Source organism: Ruegeria sp. HKCCD4315 (assembly GCF_013112245.1).
Classification (GTDB): domain Bacteria; phylum Pseudomonadota; class Alphaproteobacteria; order Rhodobacterales; family Rhodobacteraceae; genus Ruegeria.
Genome location: NZ_WVRN01000001.1, coordinates 56,100 through 81,422 on the forward strand (window position 1 = coordinate 56,100; position 25,323 = coordinate 81,422).

The 25,323-nt window shown below is 52.4% G+C and carries 23 protein-coding genes; 6 read left to right on the top strand and 17 right to left on the bottom strand.

Annotated features, from left to right (window positions below; genetic code table 11):
* Positions 1-91 precede the first annotated feature (91 nt).
* The 4 genes from GS646_RS00260 to GS646_RS00275 form a co-directional block, all read right to left on the bottom strand.
* Positions 92-868, bottom strand: a complete 777-nt coding sequence (locus tag GS646_RS00260; RefSeq protein ID WP_171648983.1) for a 2-keto-4-pentenoate hydratase — start codon at positions 866-868, stop codon at positions 92-94.
* A 487-nt stretch (positions 869-1,355) separates the two neighbouring features.
* Entirely contained in the window at positions 1,356-2,120 is a 765-nt protein-coding gene (locus tag GS646_RS00265) for a DUF3299 domain-containing protein (protein ID WP_171648985.1), read from the bottom strand.
* A 69-nt stretch (positions 2,121-2,189) separates the two neighbouring features.
* Positions 2,190-3,581: an amidohydrolase family protein gene (locus tag GS646_RS00270; RefSeq protein WP_171648987.1), complete on the bottom strand. Its 1,392-nt coding sequence runs from the start codon at positions 3,579-3,581 to the stop codon at positions 2,190-2,192.
* 69 nt (positions 3,582-3,650) lie between these two features.
* Positions 3,651-5,012 (bottom strand): amidohydrolase family protein, encoded by a 1,362-nt coding sequence (locus tag GS646_RS00275; protein WP_171648989.1) that lies wholly within the window; start codon positions 5,010-5,012, stop codon positions 3,651-3,653.
* A gap of 26 nt (positions 5,013-5,038) precedes the next feature.
* On the opposite strand from GS646_RS00275, the gene GS646_RS00280 reads away from it, so the two are divergent.
* The 4 genes from GS646_RS00280 (at position 5,039) to GS646_RS00295 (ending at position 9,318) form a co-directional block, all read left to right on the top strand.
* A complete protein-coding gene (locus tag GS646_RS00280) occupies positions 5,039-6,220 on the top strand; it encodes an AraC family transcriptional regulator (protein ID WP_171648990.1) in 1,182 nt (393 codons plus the stop codon).
* Positions 6,221-6,533: 313 nt separating this feature from the next.
* Positions 6,534-7,349, top strand: coding sequence for an alpha/beta fold hydrolase (locus GS646_RS00285; protein WP_170389699.1), 816 nt, complete (start codon positions 6,534-6,536; stop codon positions 7,347-7,349).
* Between the two features lie 372 nt (positions 7,350-7,721).
* A complete protein-coding gene (locus GS646_RS00290) occupies positions 7,722-8,288 on the top strand; it encodes a hemerythrin domain-containing protein (RefSeq protein ID WP_171648992.1) in 567 nt (188 codons plus the stop codon).
* Positions 8,289-8,298: 10 nt separating this feature from the next.
* Entirely contained in the window at positions 8,299-9,318 is a 1,020-nt protein-coding gene (locus GS646_RS00295) for a glutathione S-transferase C-terminal domain-containing protein (protein WP_171648994.1), read from the top strand.
* Positions 9,319-9,545: 227 nt separating this feature from the next.
* On the opposite strand, the gene GS646_RS00300 is transcribed toward GS646_RS00295, so the two are convergent.
* From GS646_RS00300 to GS646_RS00310, 3 genes are all read right to left on the bottom strand, one after another.
* Positions 9,546-10,424 carry a peroxiredoxin gene (locus tag GS646_RS00300; RefSeq protein WP_171648996.1) on the bottom strand — a complete coding sequence of 293 codons (879 nt, stop codon included), beginning with the start codon at positions 10,422-10,424 and terminating at the stop codon, positions 9,546-9,548.
* 116 nt (positions 10,425-10,540) lie between these two features.
* Positions 10,541-11,203, bottom strand: coding sequence for a peroxiredoxin-like family protein (locus tag GS646_RS00305; RefSeq protein ID WP_171648998.1), 663 nt, complete (start codon positions 11,201-11,203; stop codon positions 10,541-10,543).
* A gap of 277 nt (positions 11,204-11,480) precedes the next feature.
* A complete protein-coding gene (locus GS646_RS00310; RefSeq protein ID WP_171649000.1) occupies positions 11,481-12,050 on the bottom strand; it encodes a carboxymuconolactone decarboxylase family protein in 570 nt (189 codons plus the stop codon).
* Between the two features lie 150 nt (positions 12,051-12,200).
* On the opposite strand from GS646_RS00310, the gene GS646_RS00315 reads away from it, so the two are divergent.
* Entirely contained in the window at positions 12,201-13,085 is an 885-nt protein-coding gene (locus GS646_RS00315) for a LysR family transcriptional regulator (RefSeq protein ID WP_171649002.1), read from the top strand.
* Positions 13,086-13,388: 303 nt separating this feature from the next.
* Here the strand turns inward: GS646_RS00315 and GS646_RS00320 are convergent, their stop codons facing one another.
* The 6 genes from GS646_RS00320 to GS646_RS00345 form a co-directional block, all read right to left on the bottom strand.
* Positions 13,389-14,165, bottom strand: a complete 777-nt coding sequence (locus GS646_RS00320; RefSeq protein ID WP_171649004.1) for a 2-keto-4-pentenoate hydratase — start codon at positions 14,163-14,165, stop codon at positions 13,389-13,391.
* A 207-nt stretch (positions 14,166-14,372) separates the two neighbouring features.
* Positions 14,373-14,993 (bottom strand): cysteine hydrolase family protein, encoded by a 621-nt coding sequence (locus GS646_RS00325; protein WP_171649006.1) that lies wholly within the window; start codon positions 14,991-14,993, stop codon positions 14,373-14,375.
* Between the two features lie 276 nt (positions 14,994-15,269).
* On the bottom strand, positions 15,270-16,127 hold the full coding sequence (locus GS646_RS00330; RefSeq protein ID WP_171649008.1) for a DUF302 domain-containing protein: 858 nt from the start codon (positions 16,125-16,127) through the stop codon (positions 15,270-15,272).
* A 16-nt stretch (positions 16,128-16,143) separates the two neighbouring features.
* Positions 16,144-16,518 carry a DUF4345 domain-containing protein gene (locus tag GS646_RS00335; RefSeq protein WP_171649010.1) on the bottom strand — a complete coding sequence of 125 codons (375 nt, stop codon included), beginning with the start codon at positions 16,516-16,518 and terminating at the stop codon, positions 16,144-16,146.
* Positions 16,519-17,982: 1,464 nt separating this feature from the next.
* Positions 17,983-19,527 (bottom strand): ShlB/FhaC/HecB family hemolysin secretion/activation protein, encoded by a 1,545-nt coding sequence (locus GS646_RS00340; protein ID WP_171649012.1) that lies wholly within the window; start codon positions 19,525-19,527, stop codon positions 17,983-17,985.
* Positions 19,528-19,746: 219 nt separating this feature from the next.
* Positions 19,747-20,679: an SdiA-regulated domain-containing protein gene (locus tag GS646_RS00345; RefSeq protein WP_171649014.1), complete on the bottom strand. Its 933-nt coding sequence runs from the start codon at positions 20,677-20,679 to the stop codon at positions 19,747-19,749.
* Positions 20,680-20,891: 212 nt separating this feature from the next.
* On the opposite strand from GS646_RS00345, the gene GS646_RS00350 reads away from it, so the two are divergent.
* A complete protein-coding gene (locus GS646_RS00350; protein ID WP_171679252.1) occupies positions 20,892-21,620 on the top strand; it encodes a hypothetical protein in 729 nt (242 codons plus the stop codon).
* On the opposite strand, the gene GS646_RS00355 is transcribed toward GS646_RS00350, so the two are convergent.
* The 4 genes from GS646_RS00355 to GS646_RS00370 form a co-directional block, all read right to left on the bottom strand.
* Positions 21,621-22,490 (bottom strand): metallophosphoesterase, encoded by an 870-nt coding sequence (locus GS646_RS00355; protein WP_171649061.1) that lies wholly within the window; start codon positions 22,488-22,490, stop codon positions 21,621-21,623.
* Between the two features lie 61 nt (positions 22,491-22,551).
* The gene (locus GS646_RS00360; RefSeq protein WP_171649063.1) at positions 22,552-23,985 is read right to left on the bottom strand and encodes a hypothetical protein; all 1,434 of its coding nucleotides are present in this window, start codon (positions 23,983-23,985) and stop codon (positions 22,552-22,554) included.
* 784 nt (positions 23,986-24,769) lie between these two features.
* Entirely contained in the window at positions 24,770-24,943 is a 174-nt protein-coding gene (locus GS646_RS00365) for a hypothetical protein (RefSeq protein ID WP_165590775.1), read from the bottom strand.
* Positions 24,944-24,985: 42 nt separating this feature from the next.
* A complete protein-coding gene (locus tag GS646_RS00370; protein ID WP_171678606.1) occupies positions 24,986-25,291 on the bottom strand; it encodes a hypothetical protein in 306 nt (101 codons plus the stop codon).
* Between the last annotated feature and the right edge of the window lie 32 nt (positions 25,292-25,323).

Here is a 25,323-nt window from a genome sequence, read left to right on the forward strand (position 1 = left end):
AGAATTGATGAAACCAGCGAAAGACCATCATGGTCAGCTATTGAGAGCAACTTTTCTTTGGTGCAGTCGGTGTCACCTATCTACCAAAGCCTCATGTAAATCGTACCGATAGCTCGGTGTCCATCACGCCACCAAAACCAGCTGACCATTCTTCACCCGGAGACACTGGCCATGCGTCTGTCAAAGTACCGGTTGTAACCAGCTCGCCTCCCTGAAGCTGGTCGGCTTCGGAGAGCACAGACACAAGATGAGCCAGGACTTCAATTGGGCCTCCAAGCGCGTTTTCGCCTTTGCCGGACTCGATGGCCTCTGTGCCCTTGAACAATGCTAGTGGCACTTCGGCCAAGCCGATCAAAACATCATGCGTCGCCGCGATTTTGTCGCCAAGAACAAGGCAGCCGTGCAATCCTTGTGCTGCGATTGAATCTTCGACTGAGAATTTCCAGTCGGGAAAAATCGATTGAACAATTTCAAATCCCGGGGCAACCCAATCCACGCAACCTGCCAACTGTTCATTGTTCATTTCAGCCGTCGGGGCATAGCCAAGGCCTAGTACGATTTCTGGCTCGATTCTCGGTTCTGAATACCTTGCCAAACTTACCGGCTGATCAGTCGAAAACAGACCATCTGCGTGGACCTCTCCCCAAATGGGTTGATCCACACCATAAACAGGCCAAATTGTGCGGTTCGTGAAGCCGACTTTTCGGCCGACTCTCTTTTTGCCCCGAAGCTCTCGGACGCGACTTGCAATCGAATAAGCGTCATCCAGCGTTAGCTGTCCTGCCTCTGAGGACAGTGGAGATATATGATGGGTAGAGGTCAGGGCATCGGCGATTTTCTGAGCGTTAGCTTCAATATCTCTTGTCATATTCGCATTATACCTGCCGAAGGCTGGATTGCGATGCAAGCGAGGTTTTGAAGGGCCAGAATAGTGATCTCCGCCTAAGTCTAGGTTCAGGACCTATACAGTATCTCGAGCTTTAACGGCAGTTTCTACCAACACCGGATGTTCGACATAGTCGGGGCAACAACTTAGTTGCGAACACAGTAGCCGTGTGGTTTTGCCACTCACTGACTACCTTTCGATAAAATGTAACTAAGACCCATCGAAGAGCACTTTTCCATAAGTTGGGGGATGGCCCACTCACAAACCACCCCCCAGCCGCAATGGACTGCAATTGTCCAAGACGGTTGACTAAAACCCTTCAATTGCGGTTTGGACCTTGCCACAAAACTTATCAATATCGCGCTCAAGCATATCGCTTTCTCGGGTCTCATCTCTGACCGCGGATAGTTCATCTACAACAGCCCAAACGCTCGTTCTGAACCATATTCTGGTCAATTGGGCTGTGTCACTAATCGTCTCTGGTAGCCCCGCCAGTCGCTTTTTTTCTTCCCATCAGCACACTTGCCCTATTGGTCGAATCTTCGTTGGAAGTCTTGGTTGGTCCAAAAGTCTGCACGTCATCGACCTCTAACGTAAACGCAGCCTTCATGAGGACGGGACCATCAACAACCAGCAATTCCTTCTGCGTCGCCTCAATCCTGATTTGACCAGTTACAACGATGGGCTCGTAGACTGTCGATGGCGCCCAGGAATCACTCAGGTGCAAACGCACCATCTGGTTCGGGGGCGGAGGCGGTACGTGGCTGCACATCCCACGTTCCGGCACGATGTATGCCATTTGGGAGCCATCTTCGTCGCGGGGTGCTGGGATCACAAATCCGCCCAATGAAACGGTCACGCCATCATAATCAAGGTTAGCGGCCGTACCCGCCTTCTCACGTCTTTCCATCACAACCCAGCGTTGGGAAATCAGCCAGTTCGCATCAACGCCTTCCTCAGCAAGGGTTGCTTCGGTCGCCTCGATATCCACTTGAAGCTGGTCTAACAGCTCTGGCGTCGACCTGCCTTTTTCTTGCTGCGCGCGCAACCGGACCAATTTGCGAAGCGCGCTAAGCTGTTTGCCCGTCAATTCGACGAAAGGATCTTCGTAATCCTGAGCAGTTTCATCGACCAAGTCTGCCCATTCGATACGCGCGACTTCCGAATGAACCGGCAATGCCAAGAAAACTGCGAGAACTGTTGGAACAAGTGTCAGTTTGGCTCGAATTCTCATTTTGAGAAGTTCCCATTTGTAAAGACAGGGATACGCGGGATGCCGAGGTAAAATCACCCCGCGCGACACTCAATCGAGTGTATTCTTGTAGAAGACGCCGTCTTTCATGATCACACGAATGGTCTCGAACCCTCGATCACGCGCAGGTGCATCAAACCACTTCGGATTTGCTCCAAGAACCGACAGGTCTTCCAGCGGGTTTCCATCGACGATCAGGAGGTCTGCATAGGCCCCTTCTTCGATCACACCCAGTTTGTTGGGGTAAGGGTTCCGCCGTCCTGTAAGCTGTGCCAGTTCGCCACCAGTCGAGGTTGCTGCAACCAGGAAAGCATGGTTCCCCAGCAATTCAGCGAAGTAGTATTTTTCAAAATCGCGGTGTGCGCGTCCAAATCCGATGGTGGACAACACGGTGTCGACGTTATGCACGATCTTGGGTTTGTATTTCTTAATGTAATCAATGACGTTTTCTGACCCAACCAGATATTCTTCCAGTTTCGGTTTCACCGTCGGCATCGAGAAATTCGGATGGTTGAGCAGCGCGGGATCCATCCCTGCAACATTCAGAGCCCAGAAGATACCTTCATCCGCAATGCGTTTGACGGTCTCCTCGCTCACCATCTGAGCGTGCTCCAGCGACTTGACGCCGGCGTCCAGAGCCATTGTTACCGTTTCGTCCGTATAGGCGTGGACTGTCACATATGTATCAAAGAACGACGCAGCCTCGACAGCCGTCGAAATCTCATCAACGTTGTAAGCAACGGACCAGAGCGGATCGAGCTCGGATGACACACCGCCACCGGCCATCAGTTTCAGGAAACTCGCCCCATGCGCGAAGTTAAGCCGCGATGCCTTCCGGATTTCCTCGGCACCATCAGCAATATAGGACAGGTTGAACGTATTGGCGACGTCGTCCGATCCCATGTTGAAGGTTCGCTGCTCGGGGTTTCGCCAGTCACCGTGCCCGGATGTCGGGCCGATGGCCGCACCTGACGCATAGATGCGTGGCCCGTCTACAATCCCTTTGTCGATCAGTTCACGCAGACCTGATCCCATTCCGCCGGTATCCCGCACCGTGGTGTAACCATCGTAGAGATAGTCGCGGGCATTTTCGGCTGCTGTGGCCCCGATCTGATCCCATTTGGCGGCCTGAAGGCCCGAGAAGGATTGCACGAGCCCAGTAGCGTAGAGATGCACGTGACTGTCAATCAACCCTGGCATCAGCGTGCGACCACCCCCGTCAACAAGCGTTGCGTCGGGCGCATCAATACCGTCAGTCGAGACTGTCTTTATGAGATTGCCTTCAACCAGAACATTCGCGTTTTCGATCCGCTCTTCACTAATTCCGTCAAAGATATGCACATTGGTGAACAAGGTTTGCGGGAGCGCGTCCTGCGCCAACGCACCGCTTGCTGCCAAGGAAACAAATCCAGCGATTGCTGTCAGTGAGGCCAGTGTTTTCACGTGTCAGTACTCCCATTTGTCAAGCTAAGGGGGCGCGGGGTGTCGAGGTAAATTCACCCCGCGCGACACTCAATCGAGTGTATTCTTGTAAATCACGCCATCTTTCATGATCAGGTCGATGTTGTTGGTGTAGTCGACCAGGATCTCGGCATCTTCGACCGGGTTTCCTTCAACAAGCAGCAGATCGGCGTATGCGCCCTGTTCGATCACACCCAGCGGGCCTGCTGTGTAGGGGTTGAGTTTTCCTGAAAGTGCCAGAAGTGCGGCCGATTTTGACGTGGCTTGTTGCAGGATTTCGTGTGAAGTCCATGCCTCCAGCCGATACTTGAACTCATCGTTTTGCTTGGTCAGCGCGACGGGATCGCCGATAATGTCCGTGGAGAAAGCCACGTTCTCTATCCCGAAGTCTTTGATCAACTGCATCTGATTTCGTGCACCCGCTTGCACGCTGAGGAACTTTTCCCCTGACGCGGGTCCCAGCGTAGAAATAATCAGTTGCTCATCCAAGCCCAGAAGAGAATAGAACGGAACGATCCAGGCGCCCGCGTCTTTGATTGCTTGAGCACCAACTTCGGTCATCAGTTGGCCGTGTTCGATACTGATCACGCCCGCCTCAATCGAGCGCACGATGGACTCGTCTGTATAGGCGTGCACCATCACATAGGTTCCCCAATCAGCGGCGGCCCGGACAGACGCCTCAAGCTCTTCCGGAAGGCCCTGAACGGTGTGTAACGGATCAACCTGAGAGGACACACCACCTCCCGCCATGACTTTGATTTGGACAGCGCCAAGACGCAGGGCTTCGCGCGTCGCACGCAGTGTTTCTGGCACGCCATCGGCCAGAAACTCCAAGTGCTGATTGAAGAACGATGGTTGCGCGCCCATGAAATTCGGATGGGGCTCGGTATAAACGCGATGTTCCCCATGACCCGAGGTTTGTGAGATCACAGGCCCAGAAGCGTAGATACGCGGACCAACAGCCTTACCCCGATCAATCGCTTTTTGCAGACCGATTGCGGGGCCGCCCGCGTCCCGCACTGTTGTGAACCCTCGCAGAAGCATTTTTTCGGCTTCAATTGTTGATACAGCACCCCAGTACATCCAGTCGAAATTATCGCGCAGATCGGCCACGGGTTCCGTGACTGTCATATGCACATGTGCGTCGATCAGGCCCGGCATAAGTGTTCGACCACCACCGTCAATGATCTGTGCATTGGCAACGGCCAGTGGTTCCGCTGATACTTCTGCGATCAGGTTGTCCACGACCAGAACGTTTGCGTTCTCAATTCGCTGTTCATCGACACCGTTAAAAACGTGCACGTTGGTAAATAGGATCGGAAAGCTTTCTTCCTGCGCAAAACCTTGGCCCGCGATTGCCAGGCTTGCAGAAAAGGCTGTCGTGGCCACCAAGTGTTTGAATTTCGGTGTCATTGAGGCCCTCCAAATACGAATCACAGATGTATGTTTCTGAATATGATTTTAGAGTGATCGCTGGATATTGCCTGACAGCATGGCAGTCTGCGCCAAAAAGATTTGGCATTCTGCATGCTTTTGGCACCTTTTTGTGTGTTTTCTGTCTTTCTGTCGTTACCTTCATGATATTTGAGGGCGACATGGACGCGTTTGACCAAAACACAAATAAGGCCTTGCCGCTGGTTCGGGCATCGGTTGCTGCACCGGTGGTAGCTGCTTTGCGTGGTGCCGGTGTTGAACCAGCCCTCGTTCTGGACCCTCTTGGCGTGAGCGAAGTTCAGGTGATGGATCGCCAGAATTTCCTGCCACACGAAACGATTTATAAAATCCATCAAGCCGCTGCTGACGCAACATCACCGGACTTCTGTGCGCAAGTTGGTCAATCAATCGACCTTGTTCGGTTTCTGCCTCTTGGTGACATGTTGGCCGAGGCGTTGACGCTGGGCGACTTCTTTACGCGCTACACTCAAGCCGTCTCGAAAGAATCCAACGCGGTCACACAGTCTATGCTTGTGGAAGGAGAGCACGCTTATTTCAGTGCCAAGCGGAATTTCAAGTTTTCAGTTTCGCCGGGACAGACCGACGCATTTCTAGCGAGCATCTGGATATCATTACTGCACCGGGCTCTGGATTTTAGGTGGGACCCGAGCCAGATCATCTTACGGGTCAGCGAACCTGACGTGCTGCCCAAGCATTTTCATGGTGTTCAAGCCATCAAGTGTAGCCCTCAGGGCTTTTCGATCCGGTTTCCTTCAACCTGGCTGAGCCATAAGTTGCTTTCGGAAACGTTGGAAAACCCGTCAGACCTGACAAGCGTTACCCTCGACCAGCATGCGCCTCAAGATTTCTTAGCCGGACTTCAGGGCCTGATCCGGATTCATCTTGGCGAGCCGGGATTTGGTGTAGACGAACTGGCACGCCTATGCGGTTTCCACCGGGAGACATTGAACAGTCGGCTGGCCCCTTACGGGCAATTAGCATCTCAGGTCATATCTGGGGTCAAACTGGAAGAAGCAAAGAAGCTGCTGGGTCCGGCAGGGAAGTCCGTTGGTGAGACCGCACTGCGGCTTGGCTACGCAGACCCCACAGCGTTTTCGAGAGCCTTCCGAAAGTGGTTTGGAATGTCGCCCTCGGATTTTAAGAAAACGGTAAAAGAACAGGGCTGAAACACCTGTGCCAGTGCGGTCGCATGCTGCTCGCCTTCGTTTCTTCGGGCATAGGATGAGAACACTAGCCGAATAAATCCCAAGTTGCGCGCACGTTGTGAAAATCTGGTCGAACGCCTGCAACACCATTCACTCATGTCCGGTCTGCTAAAAGCTAGAATTGCAAAGTCTCGGGTTGAATGGTCCGCTTTGGGCTGCAAACAGTCCATTGGATAGGGCTTGGGAAAAGGCTTTGCGAACCAAATTTGGAACGCTCTAGTGAACTTTCGCCAGATTTCTGTTATTTTTGTCATTCCTAAGCAACGAGAATTCAATGCCGACGGTTAGCCTAAACGGTGCACAGATCCACTACGATGATACGGGTGGCAAAGGAGAGACGGTCGTCTTTTCTCATGGCCTTTTGTTTAGTGGAGCGATGTTTGAAGCGCAGGTTTCTCAACTACGAGATCGCTATCGGTGCATTACATTCGATCATCGAGGGCAAGGCAGGAGTGGCGTTACGGATGCCGGTTATGACATTGACACACTCACTTCGGACGCAGCTGCACTGATCAAGCATCTGGATGCAAAGCCGTGCCATTTTGTTGGACTAAGCATGGGCGGATTTGTCGGGATGAGATTGGCCGCGCGGGAGCCAAGCCTGGTCAAAACACTGACCCTGCTTGAAACAAGCGCCGATCCTGAAGATTCCCAAAACGCTCCGCGCTACAGAATGCTGAACTTTGTGGCACGATGGATTGGACTATGGGCTGTCATTGGACGGGTGATGCCAATTGTGTTTGGCCGCACGTTTCTCGAGGACACTGAACGCGCTGAGGAAAAAACCAGATGGTCCAAGGCTATTACGGGAAATGATCGGATCGGCATTACACGTGCAGTCAGAGGCGTGATCGAACGGGCGGGCTGCATTGACCTCCTCGCCAACATTAAAGTTCCCGTCGGGATTGGCGTCGGGGACGAAGATGTGGCGACAGTTCCCGAAAGGTCCGAGCGCATCCATCGAGAAATCAAGAGTTCTGAACTGGTAGTGTTTCGAAGAGCGGGCCACTCGTCTTCCATTGAAACGCCTGGCCAGGTGACGGAACTAATCGAGCGCACAATCCGAAGAGCGAACCGCCAAAAAAACTGAAGCTGATGAGCAGTTGGCTGCCAAGATCGGCACGCGAGCTACCGCAAGCGATATTGGCTTGGCTATGCATTGCAAAGGCGGGTCGGAGTTTTACGCCTCAAGCCCAGATGAAAACCTGATTTCCAAGTCGTGCAGTCGTCTATTGGCACATCAGGCGAGTCTCGCTTCCGAAGCTTACGTCTTCGCCCGCACCTTTAGCCGTGGAGACCCGCATGGTTTCATCTACCAAAGCATCGAATCCTAGAAGCGCAAGATCGCTGGTTTGTGTTGGACCGATTTTGCAGGGGTTCGCTGACGCATAGTGACTGTGCGTTCTCGCTAGTGGCGAGCAGTTGCCCGACCTCCCATCTTTTGCCTGAAAGGAGACAACCGATGCTCGATACATATACCATTCGCCAAGACGACATGCCTCAAGAAATGCGGTTTCTCTTGGACCAATACCCCCGCGACAGTTGGGAAGCCCATCCAGGTTTCAAAGAAAAAACCAAGCATTGGCTCGGCGCGCACGAGATGTTTCGCCGTGTTGCAGAACGTATTCGCTTGGATACAGAAGGGGTTTTGAGCAACGAGATGGGGTTGGACGACTACGTGGGGCGGCTATCCTACTATGGCGGCAACCTGGTTGGGAACCTGCATGGCCATCACGGCTGGGAAGATCGCAGCTATTTCCCTGAACTATCTGCTGCGGACCCTCGTTTTGATGCGGGGCTTGAGTTGCTGGAACAGGATCACTTCGATCTGGATAAGGTGCTGAGTGACTTCACCCGCACGGCGAACCGTGTGATCAAGCTATCCGCACTTGATGAGGCGCAAGCTTACGACGAAGCCGGACAGCTTCATGCGACGAGCGATACGATTGAAGCGTTCCTTAAGCGGCATCTCAGCGATGAAGAAGAATTGGCCGTGCCAATCATCTTGCATCACCGGCTCAGAGGATGATGCTGAAGTCATGACTGACACATCTACCGAAGAAGACCAGACTGACATCAACAAGCGCCGCGCACGGGGTGAATTCGTGCGCGGCGTTAGCGGCTTTCGCCACGCCATTGGCGATCCTGTGTTTCCGGCAGAACCTGATCGCTATCACCTGTTCGTAGCACTGAATTGTCCGTGGTGTCACAGAGTCACGCTGGCGCGAAATATGTTGGGCCTTCAAAACAGCATCACCATGGACGTTGCATTTCCAAACCGCACCGGCGACGACGATCCGGAGGCGCCAAACCTATGGGAGTTTGCACCTGATCGGATTGCATCGCTCACAGGTGAGACTTTGCCAGAATGCACGAGTGAGACCGGCACCGGCAAAGGACTACGTCTTGCCAGAGAGATCTATCGTGCCGAAGGCTCTGAAGAGCAATCCCTTCCCATCCTGTATGACAAGATACAAGGGCGCATTGTTAACAACGAAAGCGCTGAAATTGTCCGAATGCTGAACGCCTCAGCGGATTCTCTTGGCAGCACAATCCCGGCAGCTGAACGCGTTAGGCTTTACCCAGACGAAGTGCCGCTTCACCAAATTCACGACCTGAACGAACGGATTTATACAGCGATTAACAATGGTGCCTACAAGGCTGGGTTTTCATCTGATCAAACGATCTATGCAACAGCCTTTGACGCCTATTTTAAGACACTCGAATATTTGGAGGGGCATCTCTCAGATGGTAGGCCCTATTTGACAGGCAACCACTTTTCAGAAGCAGATCTTCGCCTGTTCCCAACTCTCTATCGTCACGATCCCGTCTACTATGTGCGAATGAAGCTAAATGGTGCGAGAATTCTAGATTACCCATACCTGTGGCGGTGGCTGTGCCGTGTATACGCGTTGCCCGGAATTGCCGAGGCAGGGTCTCTTGTACACTGCCGCCAGGGTTATTTCGGACGCAGTTGGAATAGCGTTGTGCCCAATGGGCCTTTCAAGCCAATGTCGTACCCTGAGGCCTATCGCCACCCTGACCTCGCAACACTGTAGGCCTCGTCAAGGTGTATTCGAAAGTCCCGATTCCATAACCAAACGTTGCTATTTTGGATTACGAGAGCACTTTTTCCCCGCATTTCGTAACCTGCATATCTTAGTTGCGAATGTCCGGTTTGGGTTGCGAACGGCCTCTGATCCGAAGAAGGCGAACGGTGGCCAAGAGCAGAGAAGGAAAGTGCCGCGTTGTGACACGCGGCACTTAATTTAGGTCGTCGCAGTTCTTACGCTGCTGAGAGCGCCCGGACACTGCCTCGCGGTTCGAAGACGTGTAGGAATGTATCAGGATGAGGGCGAATGCGGTAGTTGTCTGTCTCATCGCCGAAGATCACTTTGCCGTCTTCATCAAGTGCAATCACAGTCGCTTTGACGGTATCGATTGGGTAGCCCGGCATCCCAGACGGAGCGCCACCCAAATCCTCGATGCCCAGGGCTTTGGCTGCGGCCAGATCGTTGTCCTGGAAAATCTCGAAATGTGCGGGCAGATTGAGATCTCTGGCCAGTTTCTCCGAGTTCTTGGTGCCTTGGTTGGAGATGAACTTCACCTTTACGCCTGCCTTCGCCAGTTGATCTGCCTTTGCTTTCACTTCTTTGAGTTGGTTCATGCAGAACGGGCACCATTTGGCGCGGAAAAATACCAGCAGAGTCTTTTCGCCTACGAAGGACGCGGAAGTCGTGCTGGTCCCGTCCAGACGTTGCAGGGGCAATTCAGGCAGAACTTTGCCCTTTACGATGGCTGCGCTTGGCTTGCGGCCATAGTTCGAGAAGATGTGAATATACCATTGCATAGTGATCGCGCCAAACAAGGCTAGGCCTATGGCGACGTATTCGCTGGCAGCTGTGAAACCACCGCGCGCGCTGATTTGGTAAACCACCCACGCCACCGCAGCCAGGTTGATGAGTTGGATGATTGGCAGGTTCTTGGAGGTGCGGGAAATGCCCAAAGCACCGGCCAGCACCATCAGAAAAAATGGTATGGTGAATGTGGCAAAGAATGTCCCGATCCAGATCGGATCGAAGTCCGACAAGTAGAACATGACGACCGAACCGATGCCTGAAAGCATGTTCAGCATGATATAGGGAAGAATAAGTTTGCCTTTCATTTCGAAAATCCTTTCGAGATCTTGCCGAGATGCCTGAGGTGGCTCATCGGTCACGTAAGTGCGGGGTTTGAGAGGTTGGATGGTTCGCGCCCCGTCTTGCGAAGCGCGCAACCAGGTTACGCAGTGGCTGTTGCCGACAGACTATCGAGAACAGGGAACAGATCCGCTGGTTCAGGACGGCGCGTATAGTCGGGGTTCACTTCGGCATAGGCGATTGTGCTATCGGTATCGACGACGTAGCGCGCGGGCATCGGCAGGTTCCACTGGCCGTCGCCATGAATGCGCGGCAAGTGGACGCCAAACCCGTCGTGAACCGGAATGACGTAATCTTGCAGCGTCCAGCGGATACCAAGCTTTTCAGCCAGCTCGCCGTTCTTGTCCGTCAGGATTGGAAAGCTCAGTTCATTGTCTTTCTGCGACTTCCGGCTGTCCGCCGCGCCCTGCATCGAGATTGCAACAAGCGTCGCACCACGTGAGCGAATGTCCTCGGCAACAGCTTCAAGCGCTTTCAGCTCGATGTTGCAGTAGGGGCACCAAACACCGCGGTAAAACGTCAGAACCACCGGACCATTGGCCAACAGGTCCTTCAGCGCGACCGGATTGCGATCCGAATCCGTCAGCACGAAGTCAGGCACAACGTCACCCGCTTTCAACGCACGCTCTGCCTGACCGCTGTCAATCAGCTCTTGTGTCGAACGGGCAAAGGCTTCGAAAGCGCCTTCGGGGGCCATGGTCTTGAATTGGGCCTTGAAGTCGTCGAGTTGGTCTTGGAGGGTCATGTCTTTTCCACTTCTCAAATTTCGTTCTCTGGCCGGCTCAGCGAGTTTTGTGCCGCCTGTTCTGATATTTGGCCCGTTGAGGAAAAGGTGGTAGTTGACCAATTCGAGTAAGGGTTATTCAAAAAACGAATGATCCAATTTTCGGATTCCAATTGGAACAAACTCAGCTTGAAAAACAAAAACAGCGCCGCGCTTGCAGCGCGACGCTCGTTTGCCGGACGTCCGTATTTCTGGCGATCCAATGCGAATTCAGCCCCCGTGGCGAAAAGAACTCGGACTATTCTGCCGACGCAGGGGTTTCCGGATCCCAAGCCATCGGCTCAAATGCCTTGTCGAGCGGCGGGTTCACGATGTGGGTTGTGTAGTTCGACAAAACCTTGAGTGCCGTTCCGGCGATGACCTCAAGAACGGTCTGCTTTGAATATCCGGCCTCGATCAGAGCGTCGACCTGCTCAACACTGGCCCATCCCCGTGTTTCGTTGATGGTTTCAGCAAAAATGCGAAGCGCTTCGAGTTTGGCGTCCGCGATTGGTGTGCCCGCGCGCAATGCCGTGATGACACTGTCATCCACTCCTGCCATCTTCGACACGGCCGTGTGCGCCGCCATGCAATAGGTGCAGCCGTTCAGACGATTGTTCGTCATCAGTATGATTTCGCGTTCAGTGGGCGTCAGATCTGTTTTCTCGAAAATGCCCATCATGGTCATGTAGCTTTCGACCAGAACAGTGGATTCCGCCATTGTTGCCATCAGGTTCGGCACAAAGCCCATTTTGCCTTTGATCGCTGAGAGGATCGGCTTGGACCCTTCAGGAGCAGTTTCTGTCGTGTGCTGTGCGTAGGTTGCCATTTGATGTTCCTTTTTAGAATGCATTTGCATCGAAGTTTTCAGAGTTCAGCCGGCCAGACGTGTTTGTCGCCTGCCGTTGCGTTCAAATGTTGCTCATAAGGAAATTGAAAGGTAGGCTGCCAAAAAGCCTAACAGTTATTCAAAATGTGAATGTCCGACAGCTTCTCCACATTACGTTTGTTCTCGCGGGTCGCGCGCACCGGCAGCTTTACCGCTGCGGGGAAAGAAACCGGCAAATCTCAGCCTTCGGTGTCCCGGATCATTTCCAACCTTGAGAAAGAGCTGGGTGTTCAGCTGTTTGTGCGCTCCACCCATGCTGTCCGGCTGACAGAAGCCGGGGAAGAATACTTGACGCGTATCGAGCCGATCCTTTCTGACATCGAGGAGGCCAATCACTTCGTCAGGGGCACGGGCGAACTGCGCGGTCGTTTGCGGATCGGCGCAGCAGCGAGCTTTGCCCAAAGAGAGATCATACCCGCCCTGCCACCGTTTCTGGAACAACACCCAAAACTCAAAGTGGATCTTGTTCTGACTGATTCGATGCAGGACTTGATTGATGAGGCTATAGACGTTGCCATCCGATTTGGACCACTGGAAGATTCAACGATGGTCGCGCGCAAGCTGGGCACGACACCCAGGGTCGTTGTTGCCGCCCCTTCTTATCTGGAAAAAGCTGGCAACCCGAAGCAACCCTCTGATTTGGTGGATCATCAGGTCATCCTCGGCCCGTCAAGCATTGGAAAGGCGGGTTGGAGCTTTGAGAAGGACGGAAAGGTTCAGTCCATTCGTGTCGAAAGCCAACTGATGATTTCCGTCAATGAAAGCACAACCACGGCGGCGGTCGCCGGTTTGGGCATTGTCAGCACGTCGTACTGGAGTTGTAGGAACGAGCTGGGCGCAGGTACTCTCGTGCAACTACTGCCTGATTGGACAATCGGAAACGTTGAAGTGAACGCGTTACTTGCGGGTGGTCGTCATACAAAGCCTTCAGCCCGCGCTTTCACAAAGCACTTGCAAGAGGTTTTGGCTAAGTGAGCTAGCTCTGGAATAGCGGCCTATAGCGCACATCTTAGAAAACAGCCGGCACTAACCCTTCTTAGACCTGCTTGGGGGCGAGTTCTCCCCACTCATCAGCACTCATGCTTTTCCGCGTTGACCCATCCTCTGAGGCGAATTGAGCTGCTTTGAGTAGGAGAAAGGCCACCGTGATGGCGTCTACCTCGCAGCGTTTCTCGAATTCTTCGGTAGTCTCATTGGGACCTTCTTCCGACATTCCCATTCCCCTCTGTATCTGACGCTTTCGGGCAATTGGCTAGGCGTCACAACGCTGCGAGAGCCTCATGTAAATCGTACCGATAGCTGGGTGTTCATCACGCCACCAAAACCAGCTGACCATTCTTCACCTGGAGACACTGGCCATGCGTCTGTCAATGTGCCAGTTGTAACCAGCTCACCTCCCTGAAGCTGGTCGGCTTCGGAGAGTAGAGACACAAGATGAGCCAGGACTTCAATTGGACCTCCAAGCGCGTTTTCACCCTTGCCGGACTCGATGGCCTCGTTGCCCCTGAACAACGCTAGTGGCACTTCGGCCAAGCCGGTCAAGATATCATGCGTAGCCTCGATTTTTTCGCCAAGAACAAGGCAGCCGTGCAATCCTTGTGCTGCGATTGAGTCTTCGACCGAGAATTTCCAGTTGGGATAAATCGATTGCACGATTTCAAATCCTGGAGCAACCCACTCCACGCAACCTGCCAACTGCTCATCGTTCATTTCAGCCGTCGGCGTATGTCTAAGGCCGAGTACGATTTCTGGTTCAATCCTCGGTTCTGAATACCTTGCCAAGATTACCGGCTGATCAGTCGAAAACAGCCCGTCTGAGTGAACCTCTCCCCAAATGGGTTGATCCACACCGTAAACAGGCCAAATCGCGCGGTTCGTGAAGCCGACTTTTCTACCAACTCTCTTTTTGCCCTGAAGCTTTCGGACGCGACTTGCAATCGAATAAGCGTCATCCAGCGTTAGCTGTTCTGCCTCTGAAGACAGTTTAGATATCTGCTGGGCAGAGGTCAGGGCATCAGCTATTTTCTGAGCGTTAGCTTCAATATCTCTTGTCATATTCGCATTATACGGACCAAGGGCTGGGTTACGATGCAATCCAGATTTTGAAGGTCTATAATCGAAAACTCAAAGGTTAGCACTGAAAGTGTCGATACCTTCTGCATCAAATGGGCAAGTCCAAGGCGTTCTAGCGACAAAAAACTCCGCCCGTTGCTGCACCCCAAAATTATGCACCCCAACTGGTACTAACAGTTCAATTGCAACTTAGAGCGACGAGATGGCATTGATCACTGCTTCTCTGCTCTGAACAGCACCGGTTTGTAGATACTCCATAGCTTTGAGAGCAGCTTCATGGGCTTGGAAAGATGACCCGCCAACGCAATCTTCTACAACGCGGCAGAAGTAGTCTGATTGGTGGCCATCGACGAATGTGTAGTGCACACAAACATCTGTCAGCCCGCCGCACAACAAAAGTGTGTCCACCCTTAAACCGCGCAGCAGGATTTCGAAATCGGTTCCAAAAAACGCAGAATACCGTCGCTTCGGGACGATGTAGTCACCTTTGCGATATCCCATCTCATCTTTTGCAACTTCAGTCCGTGGATCACCTTCGAGACAGTGTATGTCTTCGTCACCATCCAGTTCCCTGCCGAAGTCGATCTGATCGGGACGATGGACTTCCTGAACGAAGATGACGGGCACATTGTTGTCATGCGCAGCGTCAACCAAATCGCGCGCAGCGATCATGCGCTCTTTGTAACCCGGCATGTTGTCAATGGAGCGCACTTCGCTGTCATCAATAAACGTGCTCTTTTGAATGTCGATTAAGATCAGGGCAGGTCTACCCTCGATCAGTTTCTTGGCTTGTTTGGATTTAGTTGTCATGTTCGACCTCTAATCTGCCAGGTCGTCCTGAAGATACGCCGGTAATTAGCCGGGTCGTCCCAGCGGGCAGATCAATTTTGACTAAATGTGCAACTGAGTCTGGTCAAGACCGTGCTGCTTTGTTTTGGAATGAAAACTATATGCTCGCGCCCAAGGCAACATTGCCCGCAAACTGCCGTTAGGGGTTAAGTGTAGCGATGGTCTGTACCCAGCCCAGAATGGGCAGCCAAATACGGAATATAGCAATTCAGAAAAATTGTGACTTCCAACCAGCGGCTACTCAATTGCAGTGCGAAATGTTGAGGTAAGCCGTTTGTTCAAACCGTGATGAGGTTTGGCTGAGAAACCGTAGTGCAATTTCGCCAATGCAGCGATGTCATTGAAAATCACTACAGAGCCGCCTTCTTCATTCGCGTAAACTAGTAGTTTTTGGCAAAAGGCATCCAAACCAATTGCCGGAAAGCCCGCCATAGCTACGCCACCGGGTGCTGGTCCGCCGAACAGTAAAAGTACCGCCTCCGGCAGGTCCACCCCCAGTTGGGACGCTTCGGTCGCAAAATCGATTTCCCCAAACCACACAGTATCGTCCTGCCCCATCACAGCTGTCCTGAGACGTTCTACTGCCTCTGGTACGCTGAGCAGAGTTTGCAGTTCGATGACCCCATAGTCGGCAAACAATCCGCTGGTTGGCGCTGGTGTTGCATCCAAATCGTTTAGAACTTCGAGCATCTTGCTCTCAAATGCATTTAACGCTTGGGTGTCATTCAGACCATGCCGCACTTTGAGAAACTGAGAGTCTGTGTAGGCGATCTGTGGACGACCATCCTGATCGAAGGAAAGAACTCGAAAAGGAAGGTCCAGACCTGCTCGCACGTTCTCTTTCAGAATGGGCGTGTTTATCTCTGGATCAGAGAAAATGAGCACACGGGACGCTGGCGTTTCTACGCCTTCGGCTTTGGCCAGACGCGAATGATCTATCGATGCGATTGGAGTAGCTCCCGCTTCGTCAACGGCAGTCTCAAGCACTAAGAAGTTTTCGTCCACCGCACTCTGGGCAGATGACGATTGTGCCAGAGCGGATGTCGAAACTGATGAAGTTGCAATCATCGAGAGAACAAAGAAAAACCTCAGCACCTTATCACTTCCTGTTTCATTGTACTTTTTTTAGACAAACCGCCGCCAGAGCTGCAAAAGCTATCTCGGCCGCAAGATAAAAGAGAAGTATCCCGTTCGGAACTCCATCGATAAGAATGCTTAGTATGCGTCCAACGGCCAGTCCCGACATAAACAAAAAAAGAACCCAAAGCGCCGGTCGTTGTAGATCTGGTTTCACCACGGCCGCTAACCAAAACAAAGCGTTTGCCAGGTAAAGACCCATAATCGCTCGGAAGACATGCGTCTGGTTCGTCCCTTCCACTGGAAATCCCAGCAAAACTGGGATCGAACGGCCGGGCATCAGACCGTATGACAACGCAATTGGCACGAGGCCGACGGCAGCAAGCAGAAGGACTAATCTAGCACTCATGGAGGACTCCCTCTCGTAGAGGTTTCGCTTTTTGCGAAATTCCTAGTCGGTTTTTTGGGGCATCCGATGATCCGAGCCGGATGCCCACGCTGCGGCGGGAAAGGCGTATTGGTTGCCTCATTAACCTTCTGAGAGATGACACCTTCGGTCGATGTCTATTCTTCAACTTAACCTTGGTTGGAAACCAGCTTCCCACTCGGAAGAATTCCTCTAAGGTTTTAAGATGTGCCTTTACCAGACTGGCGCTACTGCTGCTTTCGTTTAACCGAAATAATGCACCCAGAGTGTTTTGGATGACGAGCAGGTACATCCCGGGCCATTGCGTCCACGTTTCCGAGGTGCCGCAACGCTCCGTTGTTCAGCAACACGCCTCGCCCAGCATCATACCGGCGCTGTCCAAATCCGCTGGCAACGCATTCCCAGTCTTCCTTGGCCGCCGCGTTGCGGAATCTCGGTAGGTCGTGTGGGTCATGTCGTCCAGGTGTTGCTGCGACGTGATCGTGTTTCTTCGCATTGCTTTGGTGGGTTAAATGGTGGGTCACTTGTGTTGTGCCAGGTTGCTGGACAGTACCGGTTGTCGGCCTCGGCTTAGGGCGCATGATTGTCACAACGCCTTGTGGATTCGGATGTCCTGGGACTGCCACGTGAGTTGCCGTAGGTTTCGGTGTCAACTGTGGAACCTGACCAGGAACCGCCGTGGGAACCTGATTGGGGGTTGCGGTTGGGACAAGCGGTGGTGTCGCTGTAGTGCCGCTGGGTTGCGGAACACGGCCGGGCACTGCGACCGGAATCTGGTTTGGTGTTGCAGTCGGGACGAGCGGTGGCACAGCAGTTTGACCGGTGGGCTGAGGTGGGACCTGACCAGGAACTGCGACTGGTATTTGGTTTGGTGTTGCGGTGGGCACAAGTGGGGGCACCGCTGTTGGGCCGGTAGGTTGAGGCGGAACCTGGCCAGGGATAGCTATCGGAACTTGATTGGGAGTTGCAGTCGGAACTTGGGGCGGCACCGCGGTAGGACCAGTAGCCAATGGCGGAACCTGATTTGGAACAGCTGTCGGAACCCGGTTTGGTGTCGCGTTTGGTGCCAGAGGCGGAGTTAGGGTCGGCGCTATTACCGGCGTGGGAACCTGACCAGGAACCGCTATCGGTGTCGCAATAGGAACCTGACCGGGAATTGCGTTCGGGACCGCGCTCGGCGCAAGGACTGGAACAGTAACGGACGTGGGCGTTTGCTGCGTTCCCTTAGGCGGCAACTGATTTGCCACCGGCTGAGTTGGGCCAGTAACTTGATTACCTGCCCCTTGCCCACCAGCCTGCCCGCACCCTTGGCTCGACTGGTGTGGGTTCCCTACGCCTCTGCACCACCCGTAGTGATTTCCGCGGGCAAAGACCTGAGTAGCGGCCAGTTCTGCAATTAGACAAGTTGCGGTAAGTACAGCAATGCGGTTCAGTTTCATAACATCCTCACCAACTTGTTGTAAGAGCAAGATACGCGCCAGGATCGCCAGAGTCGGTCAAAGGGCCGTCTCTCAAAGGGACACCGACATATCCCGACAGAAATAGATTTTGCTTAAACTCAATGTCCAAACCCAGACCTGTCGATGCCAGTGTAGCATTATCAACTTCGAAACTCGCAGGGTTATTGTTCGAGATGTAACCCACGTCGAAAAAGGCAAAGGGCGTTAAGCGATGTATGCTCTGGGAACTGGGGAAGTAGGAATGAGACACTTCGAAAATCGCGGAAATCCCGGAATCACCATCCACTTCGTCAAAACGATATCCGCGCAAAGCATAACGATCACCAAGGAAGTACTCTTCGACTGAGGGCAGCCGGTCTGTTGTGTACTGCCCCCAGATCTCGGTGCGCCAAGCTGTGTTGGGAGACAAGCCCGTTAGCGGGCTTTCGTATCCGACGCCACCTCGTAGATGCCAGAACGAAGAGTCCCCGTCGTCAAAATTCGCGTCTGTCGTGTCGTTGTCATTGTCACCAAAAGATAAGGTTAGCCCTGCTTCCAGAGCTTGTCCCTTTGGATAGTTTTGCCCGTAAAGATATGTAAGGCCAACGACACTCGCGTCACTGGATAGTGGAACGCCACCACTGACTGAATCCGCTTTTGAAAGGCGATAGTCCAGCAGAAGATACCCATAACGGGCCACATCGCGGATCACGGGGTAACCCATCGCGACTGTGAAGTTCTCGCCGTCAATATCTGTTCTCGCAAAGTCCCCCGAGAGGTCACGTTTTGCGTTTATGTTCCCGTAGAAGATCTCACCGTACAGACCATTGCTGTTCAGCGGCGTGCGATAGGTAAGAGCGCCCCATAAAGAGTGTTCATCGTCTTTGTCCCAATTGTAATTGCCTGATCCCTCAAATCGCAGCAAATCCCCGACGGTCAGCGTTGAATAAAACTCTTGTACGACATAGAAGCTGAGCGCTTCCCCAAGCTCACGCGGAGGGTTATCTAGTGTCGCACTACCGGCTTGTTTGCGCAGAGGTTCTCCCAATACTCTCAGCCGAGCACCAGCCTGATCCGGGTAATCAAGTTCGGTCGACACGTCCAAATCGGGTATGTCCTCGGCTAGCATAACCGCCCGCTCAAATCGTTTGAGAGTTATTGGGTATGCGGTGGTGAGGGGGCGAAAGATCTTTTCTAGGGTTTGGAACGTGCGAGAATCTACGCCTTCAATTTCGATGGTTTGAATGCGCCCTTCATCAACAATTATGCTTTGCCCATCGGGACCGGGCCAGGCCTCAGCCAAGAAGTAACCATCTTCTCGATAGATCTGAGTGATCGTTGATGCGACCTCCACCGCTGTGATGCGCCCTGACCGATTGAAGGCCAATTGACCGGCAAAAGTTAACAGCTCATCCGCATCATACACCGTTACGCCGCTGACCGAGTGCTGGGATGCGATGTCCCAGGTTTGGGCAATGCTACTTTTGGGAACTGATGCAGCGGCCACAAGAGTGCAAATGATCGCAAAAACAACTGAGCTGAATACGCGCATTTTTGACAACCTTAAAGTGACTGAGCATGTTGAAGTCCAATGTTATTATGTGGTTCGCATGTGTGAACCTGACGCTACTCGAATGTACTGATGGGTGATGTTTTTAAGAAACACAGTGAACAGAACGCAGATTTACTTAATACGCCGCACGTACGACGGCGCTCAATTACACAACCCGGCTTTTCAACAAGTTAGAGTAGAGAACTAGTAGGACAGTCCTCACAATTCCGGTTGCTCAAAAACATAAAGCCGCGAATTCTTGGCATCGTCTGTCAGGATATAGAGAAGCCCTCTGGTCTCATCGAGGGCGATCCCTTCGGGATGTTTAACTTCTTTTTGTTTTCCATCTTCTGTGAACGTCAAACTGATAGACTTTACGGACTTGGACTCTGGATTGTAGACGAAGATCTGACGGCTTTTGTCACTCACAATCCAAAGAGAACGCGAGGACCGGGACCATGCCAGGCCGCTCAAATCCAGTTCATCATCATCTACACGCTCGGAGATAAAACCTGCATCGCGGGCTAAAGGAATGATCTCAATAATTTCGTCTAGCTCTGGCGATAACACCATTAACAACCTTGGTTGTCCCTCAATGCCAACGAAGACCCGCCCGGATTCCGGGTCAACGGCGATGCCTTCGGGTCCCTTGTTCAAAGGGTTGCCGACGAGTAATGCAGCGGCGGTCGGGTAACCTTTAAGAGATGCGAGAGGTATTGTCGTCAGTTGAATGGGGTCAGTTGGGTGAACGACTAGGATTGATCGGTCAGTTTCTTGAAGCACTAAAACGGCCCCATCTTTTCGAGGTGCAACACCCTCCAAATCTGACCCTGCCAATGCTGACAACATGAAAGAGTTTCCTAATACCCCGTCGACTCCGAGTAGGTGCAGTTTAGGTTCGGCATCACTTACAGACCACAAGAAGCCTTCAGCGTTAGACATTGCCAAACCGGAAGGCTCTGAAAATCCCTCTGATTTGTCTGCCACCTTGAATTTATCGACCAGAATCAAACCAGCACTTTCGGCGTAGGCAAAATCGGTCCAAGGCAAGAAGGCTGCCGCAACCAAGCTGGCCGCAAAAGCGAGTCGTCTAAGTTTGCAGAAACACCGTGAAATTTCAGCTTTTGACGAAAACACTCTGTTTTCTGTCATTGGATTCTCTCGCGTTTGGACCACATCCCTGTATCAGCGTTCGTATCACAGTCCGGATACGATGTCCGAAGAATGCACTGTAATCTCTTTACCTGATCCCGCCTGTTGCGATTGAATTGAATAGGGCACGATGTGCCTTTGGTTAAGCGTAAGCCTTTGGCGAGAGCAGGAAGGAAGACAAGTTGAATACGACCCTCACATTTGTGACCGTGTTGTTGATGCTGCTGTTGCCAGGTGCTGCGGTGTCACAAGTCGACCCTGCGACGATGCTGGCCGGGGCTTCGGGGTCGGAAATCGTTATCGAACGCCGGTGGACGCAGTTTCGTGGCAAACAGGAACTGTATTTCTTTACTCTCGATGTGATCGTCACGATCATTCTGGCTGGCTTGATCGTCTATCATCCGGTGAGACGTAAAGCCCGTAGAAGCGTCCGCGACATAGTTATGCCAAGGCTTTTCTTCCTGTATGCGCTTATCGGCATGGCGGTTGGTTTTCTAGTAGTTCAGCACGGTTCAATGATCGGTTTCGTTATCTTTGGCATCGGCGCGTTGCTCAGGTTCCGCTCCAATCTCGATGATCCGGTGGACACTGTCGAAATGATAATCGTGACCGTTCTTGGTCTTGCGGTCGGTCTGGGCTTGCCGCTGATGGCCACACTGGTGGCGGTTGTATGTTGGTGTTTTATTTGGCTTGGTGGAAGAAACAAGGGTGTAGAGATTTCCCTCAAGGCCTCAGACGAAGAGCACTCGTTGAGTGTCAGCGGCGCCATTGAAGCTATGGCCGCAGACGCTGGATGGAAGCTGGTCAGAAAACACCACGTCCCCGGAAAATCTCGCGTTTCATTGCTGTTCATCACCTCGGGTGGACTTTCAGAAGCTCGGATAGAAGAGATGATAAACGATCTGGTTCCTGAAAAAGTTGAACTGAAACTCAACCTCTAGTCATTTAACAAGGTCTAAGCGCTTTAATACCGCATTCGGGGATCTGATCTCTTTCGGTAGCGACTTGAAGTTTACCGACCTTTCGAAATCGGGTCCACGATATACTGCTATCCCAAATTCTCCGTTTGGCTGGAACGTAACATGAGTGAAGCTGTGAGGTGATCTGGCTTTTGAGCCGATAAGCCGTCGCGGGCCACCTCCCAAACAAGCTTGAGAGACGTAAGCCACGCCGTCTTTCCAACCTGGATAGAAGGCATGATGGTGGCCTGACAGATGCAGAACGACACCGCTTTCCAAATAGATTTTTTCAAGTGTTGGGTCACCGATGATTTCGCGTTCGCGCTGGATCGCGAACGGCCAAAGTGGGAGGTGACTGAAAGTGACAATCGGGTCTCCGTCTGCACCCAGTTCCTGTAGGCGGTCCTGCTGGTTACCGGACAGGGGTCCTAGGGTTGTTGCATCCAGAGACGCAAACGTAATGCCCTGCATCTCAAAAGCGTAGAAGAACGGGTAGTCCTTTGAAACTAGGAAATCGACGTCTGGTTTTCTCTGAGTCCATTCCTCTGCGTATATTTTTCTTTCACGCTCGAACCCACTGTAGGCGGAGGCATCATGGTTTCCAGGCGTGACCGCAAATGGAATTCCGGCAGCCGCTAGAGGATCTGATACGGCCACGTGAAACGCCTTCCACATCTCCCTGACCTGTTTGTCGGACAAGTTGGGAATGCGCTGTCCCGCAACCATATCTCCGGTCGAAATAACCAGATCTGGATCAATCTCGATTATGCGCTCAATCGCCTTGTCGACGCGGGCATCGTATCTTACCGAACCATAGCTTCCATTCAGATCCGATATGACGATGACATCCAATGCCGCCGCTTTGCAGGCGAGCAGAGCGGTCCAAATGAACACCGCAATAAGAGCAGAACACCTACGGTACATAACAGTCCACAGCCTCTACCTCGGTGCCGTTTCTCAAAAAGACTGCGACAGGATCCAAGTCGAACATCAAATCGCCATTTGAACAATTGCTCTGGAGAATGGACGTTGCCAGCGCAGTATTTTTGACAACTTGTGCAATCTGACTGTCTGACAACCCAAAGCTTTGCGATAGCCAGTCATAGACTGGGCCTTGGGATTGGAGGTCACTATTCAATGCAATCAAGCGCCGATACGTGCTTGGAGAGAAGTGGCGAATTTTCTCCAGCATTTGAGTAGATTTCGCGAAGTTGGCGTATTGGACACGCCCACCAGCATCGTTGTCGTTTAGATTGCTGCGACGGATCAATAATGCGTCGGCGGGAACGTCTCCATCGTTTGGCTCATGGTGCTTGGCTTTCTTATGCTTCAGCTTTCCGTCTTCGACCCAATACCAATAGGGTGTGAAGTCTATGTTTCCTACGCGGTCCTGCTGGCTAAAGATGAAATCGAGGAGTACAATCTCGGTAAGTTCTTGCATCCAAAATGCCATCTGTTGGTCGCTGACATCGGGACCGAGATCCTTGTTGATCATCCGGTCTCTTCGACCTTCTCCGACGCCCTCTACAATGGCCTCTGGCAAGGGTTTTGAAGAACGCAAAGCCAAGAAAGCAGGAGTTTCCTGAAAATCGCGGTTCTGACCTTTCCCCCAACCAGATTTACGGGTGCCGTTGATTTCCGAGCCGTATCGATGCCCAGGGCTATCAAGCAGCACACCGTATATTTGCGTTCGATCTGCGGTGAACAGATCGTCGGTTGGCTGGTATGAGTTCGGGTCAGCATCCGCAGCTGCGAAGACCCGCCAGCCTTCGTGGTTCATGCGCCCGCCATGAGAGCCACCAGAAATCGCAAGGCCAGGCTCGGCGACCTCGGAAAAATGCGCCTGGGCGTCCATGCTACGCCAAACGGCGACTGGAACTTTTACAGTCGCGTCGAAATATCTGGAGAAATGATAGTAAAGCAGTGAAGACGTGGAAAAGGTCCCACTGGTGCCTTTTTGGTTCATGGTGGACTTGAATTTAGCCACCCTGTCCTTAGCCAGATCTTTTGCCGCCTTCCCCTCCTTGCAAGCGTTTCTCTCGAATTCAGAACGGTTCCCCACGTAAGGTCCTTCCGAAATATCGTAGACTGCCATTCCCGGGCTGGTGCTCCAGGTTTTTGGGCAAATAGCAATTTCGGAGGCATAGAAATCGATCTCGCAATAGGCCGTTTCTTCCTCAAGATCGCTTTTCTTATACTCGCCCGTTGGAACTTTTTCGATCCGAATACAGCGTTCAGTAACGCCGTTGGGACTATCAAATGTCGTGGCTTCACCGAGAACATCGTCGTTCGCCCACAAGACAGTGGGTGCAATTAAAGCAAGTGACCCCAGAAGATTGAACTTCATTTTGATAGTCCTCCCAATATCATTTGGGGCAAATCGCTGCCTGTTGCTCGTTGGAGATCTTCAACTTTGGGTCGATGCTGAAGTTGGAGAATTTTGAGTCAATCCACGCGTCGCACCCGCCTGAACAAGGGGCCCCGTTTCGGGCATCATTCCAATAATCCTTGGCCCTTTCTTCCGTCCAACCGCAAAACTGAACGAGCGCCATTGCCGACAATGCACCTGAGGAATGAACGCCCCACATGCAGTGCACCAGAACAGGGCCCTTTCCAGGGTTTTTAATCACCTCGTGTATGGACGCCATGACAGCATCGGGTCGGGAGGATCTGGCGCTCTGATAGTCAAAGGATCCGTTTCCGCAGCTGGTGCGACCGTATTGAGTGTTTTTGCCGAAGTCCGCATAAAACCCGGTTGAAAACCCTTCACCACACAAAGTTTCGCGTTGTCGTTCACTCAGGCCCGTTCGATCCTTGTCGCCGCCCTTGAAACCGGATCGATACAAGACACCGCTCAAGACTGGGCGAAAGAAAGCGACACCATCGACGCCACCGTCACCACCCTTTGTGAGCATTTGACTGTTGCTTGGACCACCGTTTCGACTGGTTACGTCAGAATTCGCAGCGGTTGCGAGAACACCAATGAATATGAGGGACGTCAAAAACCGCATGCCAGCTCCTTTCTATTTGTCAGCCTGTTATGCTCAAACTCTTCCCACTTGATAATCTATTGGAGCGGCTCATTATCAGCAGCCGTATCAAGTGCGCGATAGACTTTCCGACCTGAAGCTTTAAATCGGCCACACCAGATTGATGATAAAGACGACCACGAAGTAGGCCAGAAAAACTTTCCAGTTCAATTGGTGTTTGTTTTCTTCGTTTATCACGCCGGCCGATTTCAATGCCAGGTTTGTTACAATTAGAGCGACGATGGTCACCGCCGCATGTGCCAAGTCGAAATGCAAACTAGAGCTCCCTTATGCAGATGTTAGTTTGATGAAAATTTTTCAGCAGTCACCTGATGGCAGCATAGCTACATCTGAGTACCTTCCGTCAGATGTCGTGATCCGAGCACATGCACCAGTATCCTTGTTAAACCAGTACGAGGTCAGCCCTTCGCTTCGGATGAGTTCAAATCCGAGACTTTGGATGCCCATTTCAGCTTGGCCCGCTTTTGCCCCTTCAAATGACGAAAGATCGCTAGAGCTGCCCACAGTTGGTGCACTTGCATCCACTGATCCACCACTGTCGTCGCATGCTGCAAGCGCAGAAATACACGCTGTGCCGATCACCAATAGGACCTTGGGTTTCATCTGTTTTTCCTTCGCTTTTTGGACTTGCGTTC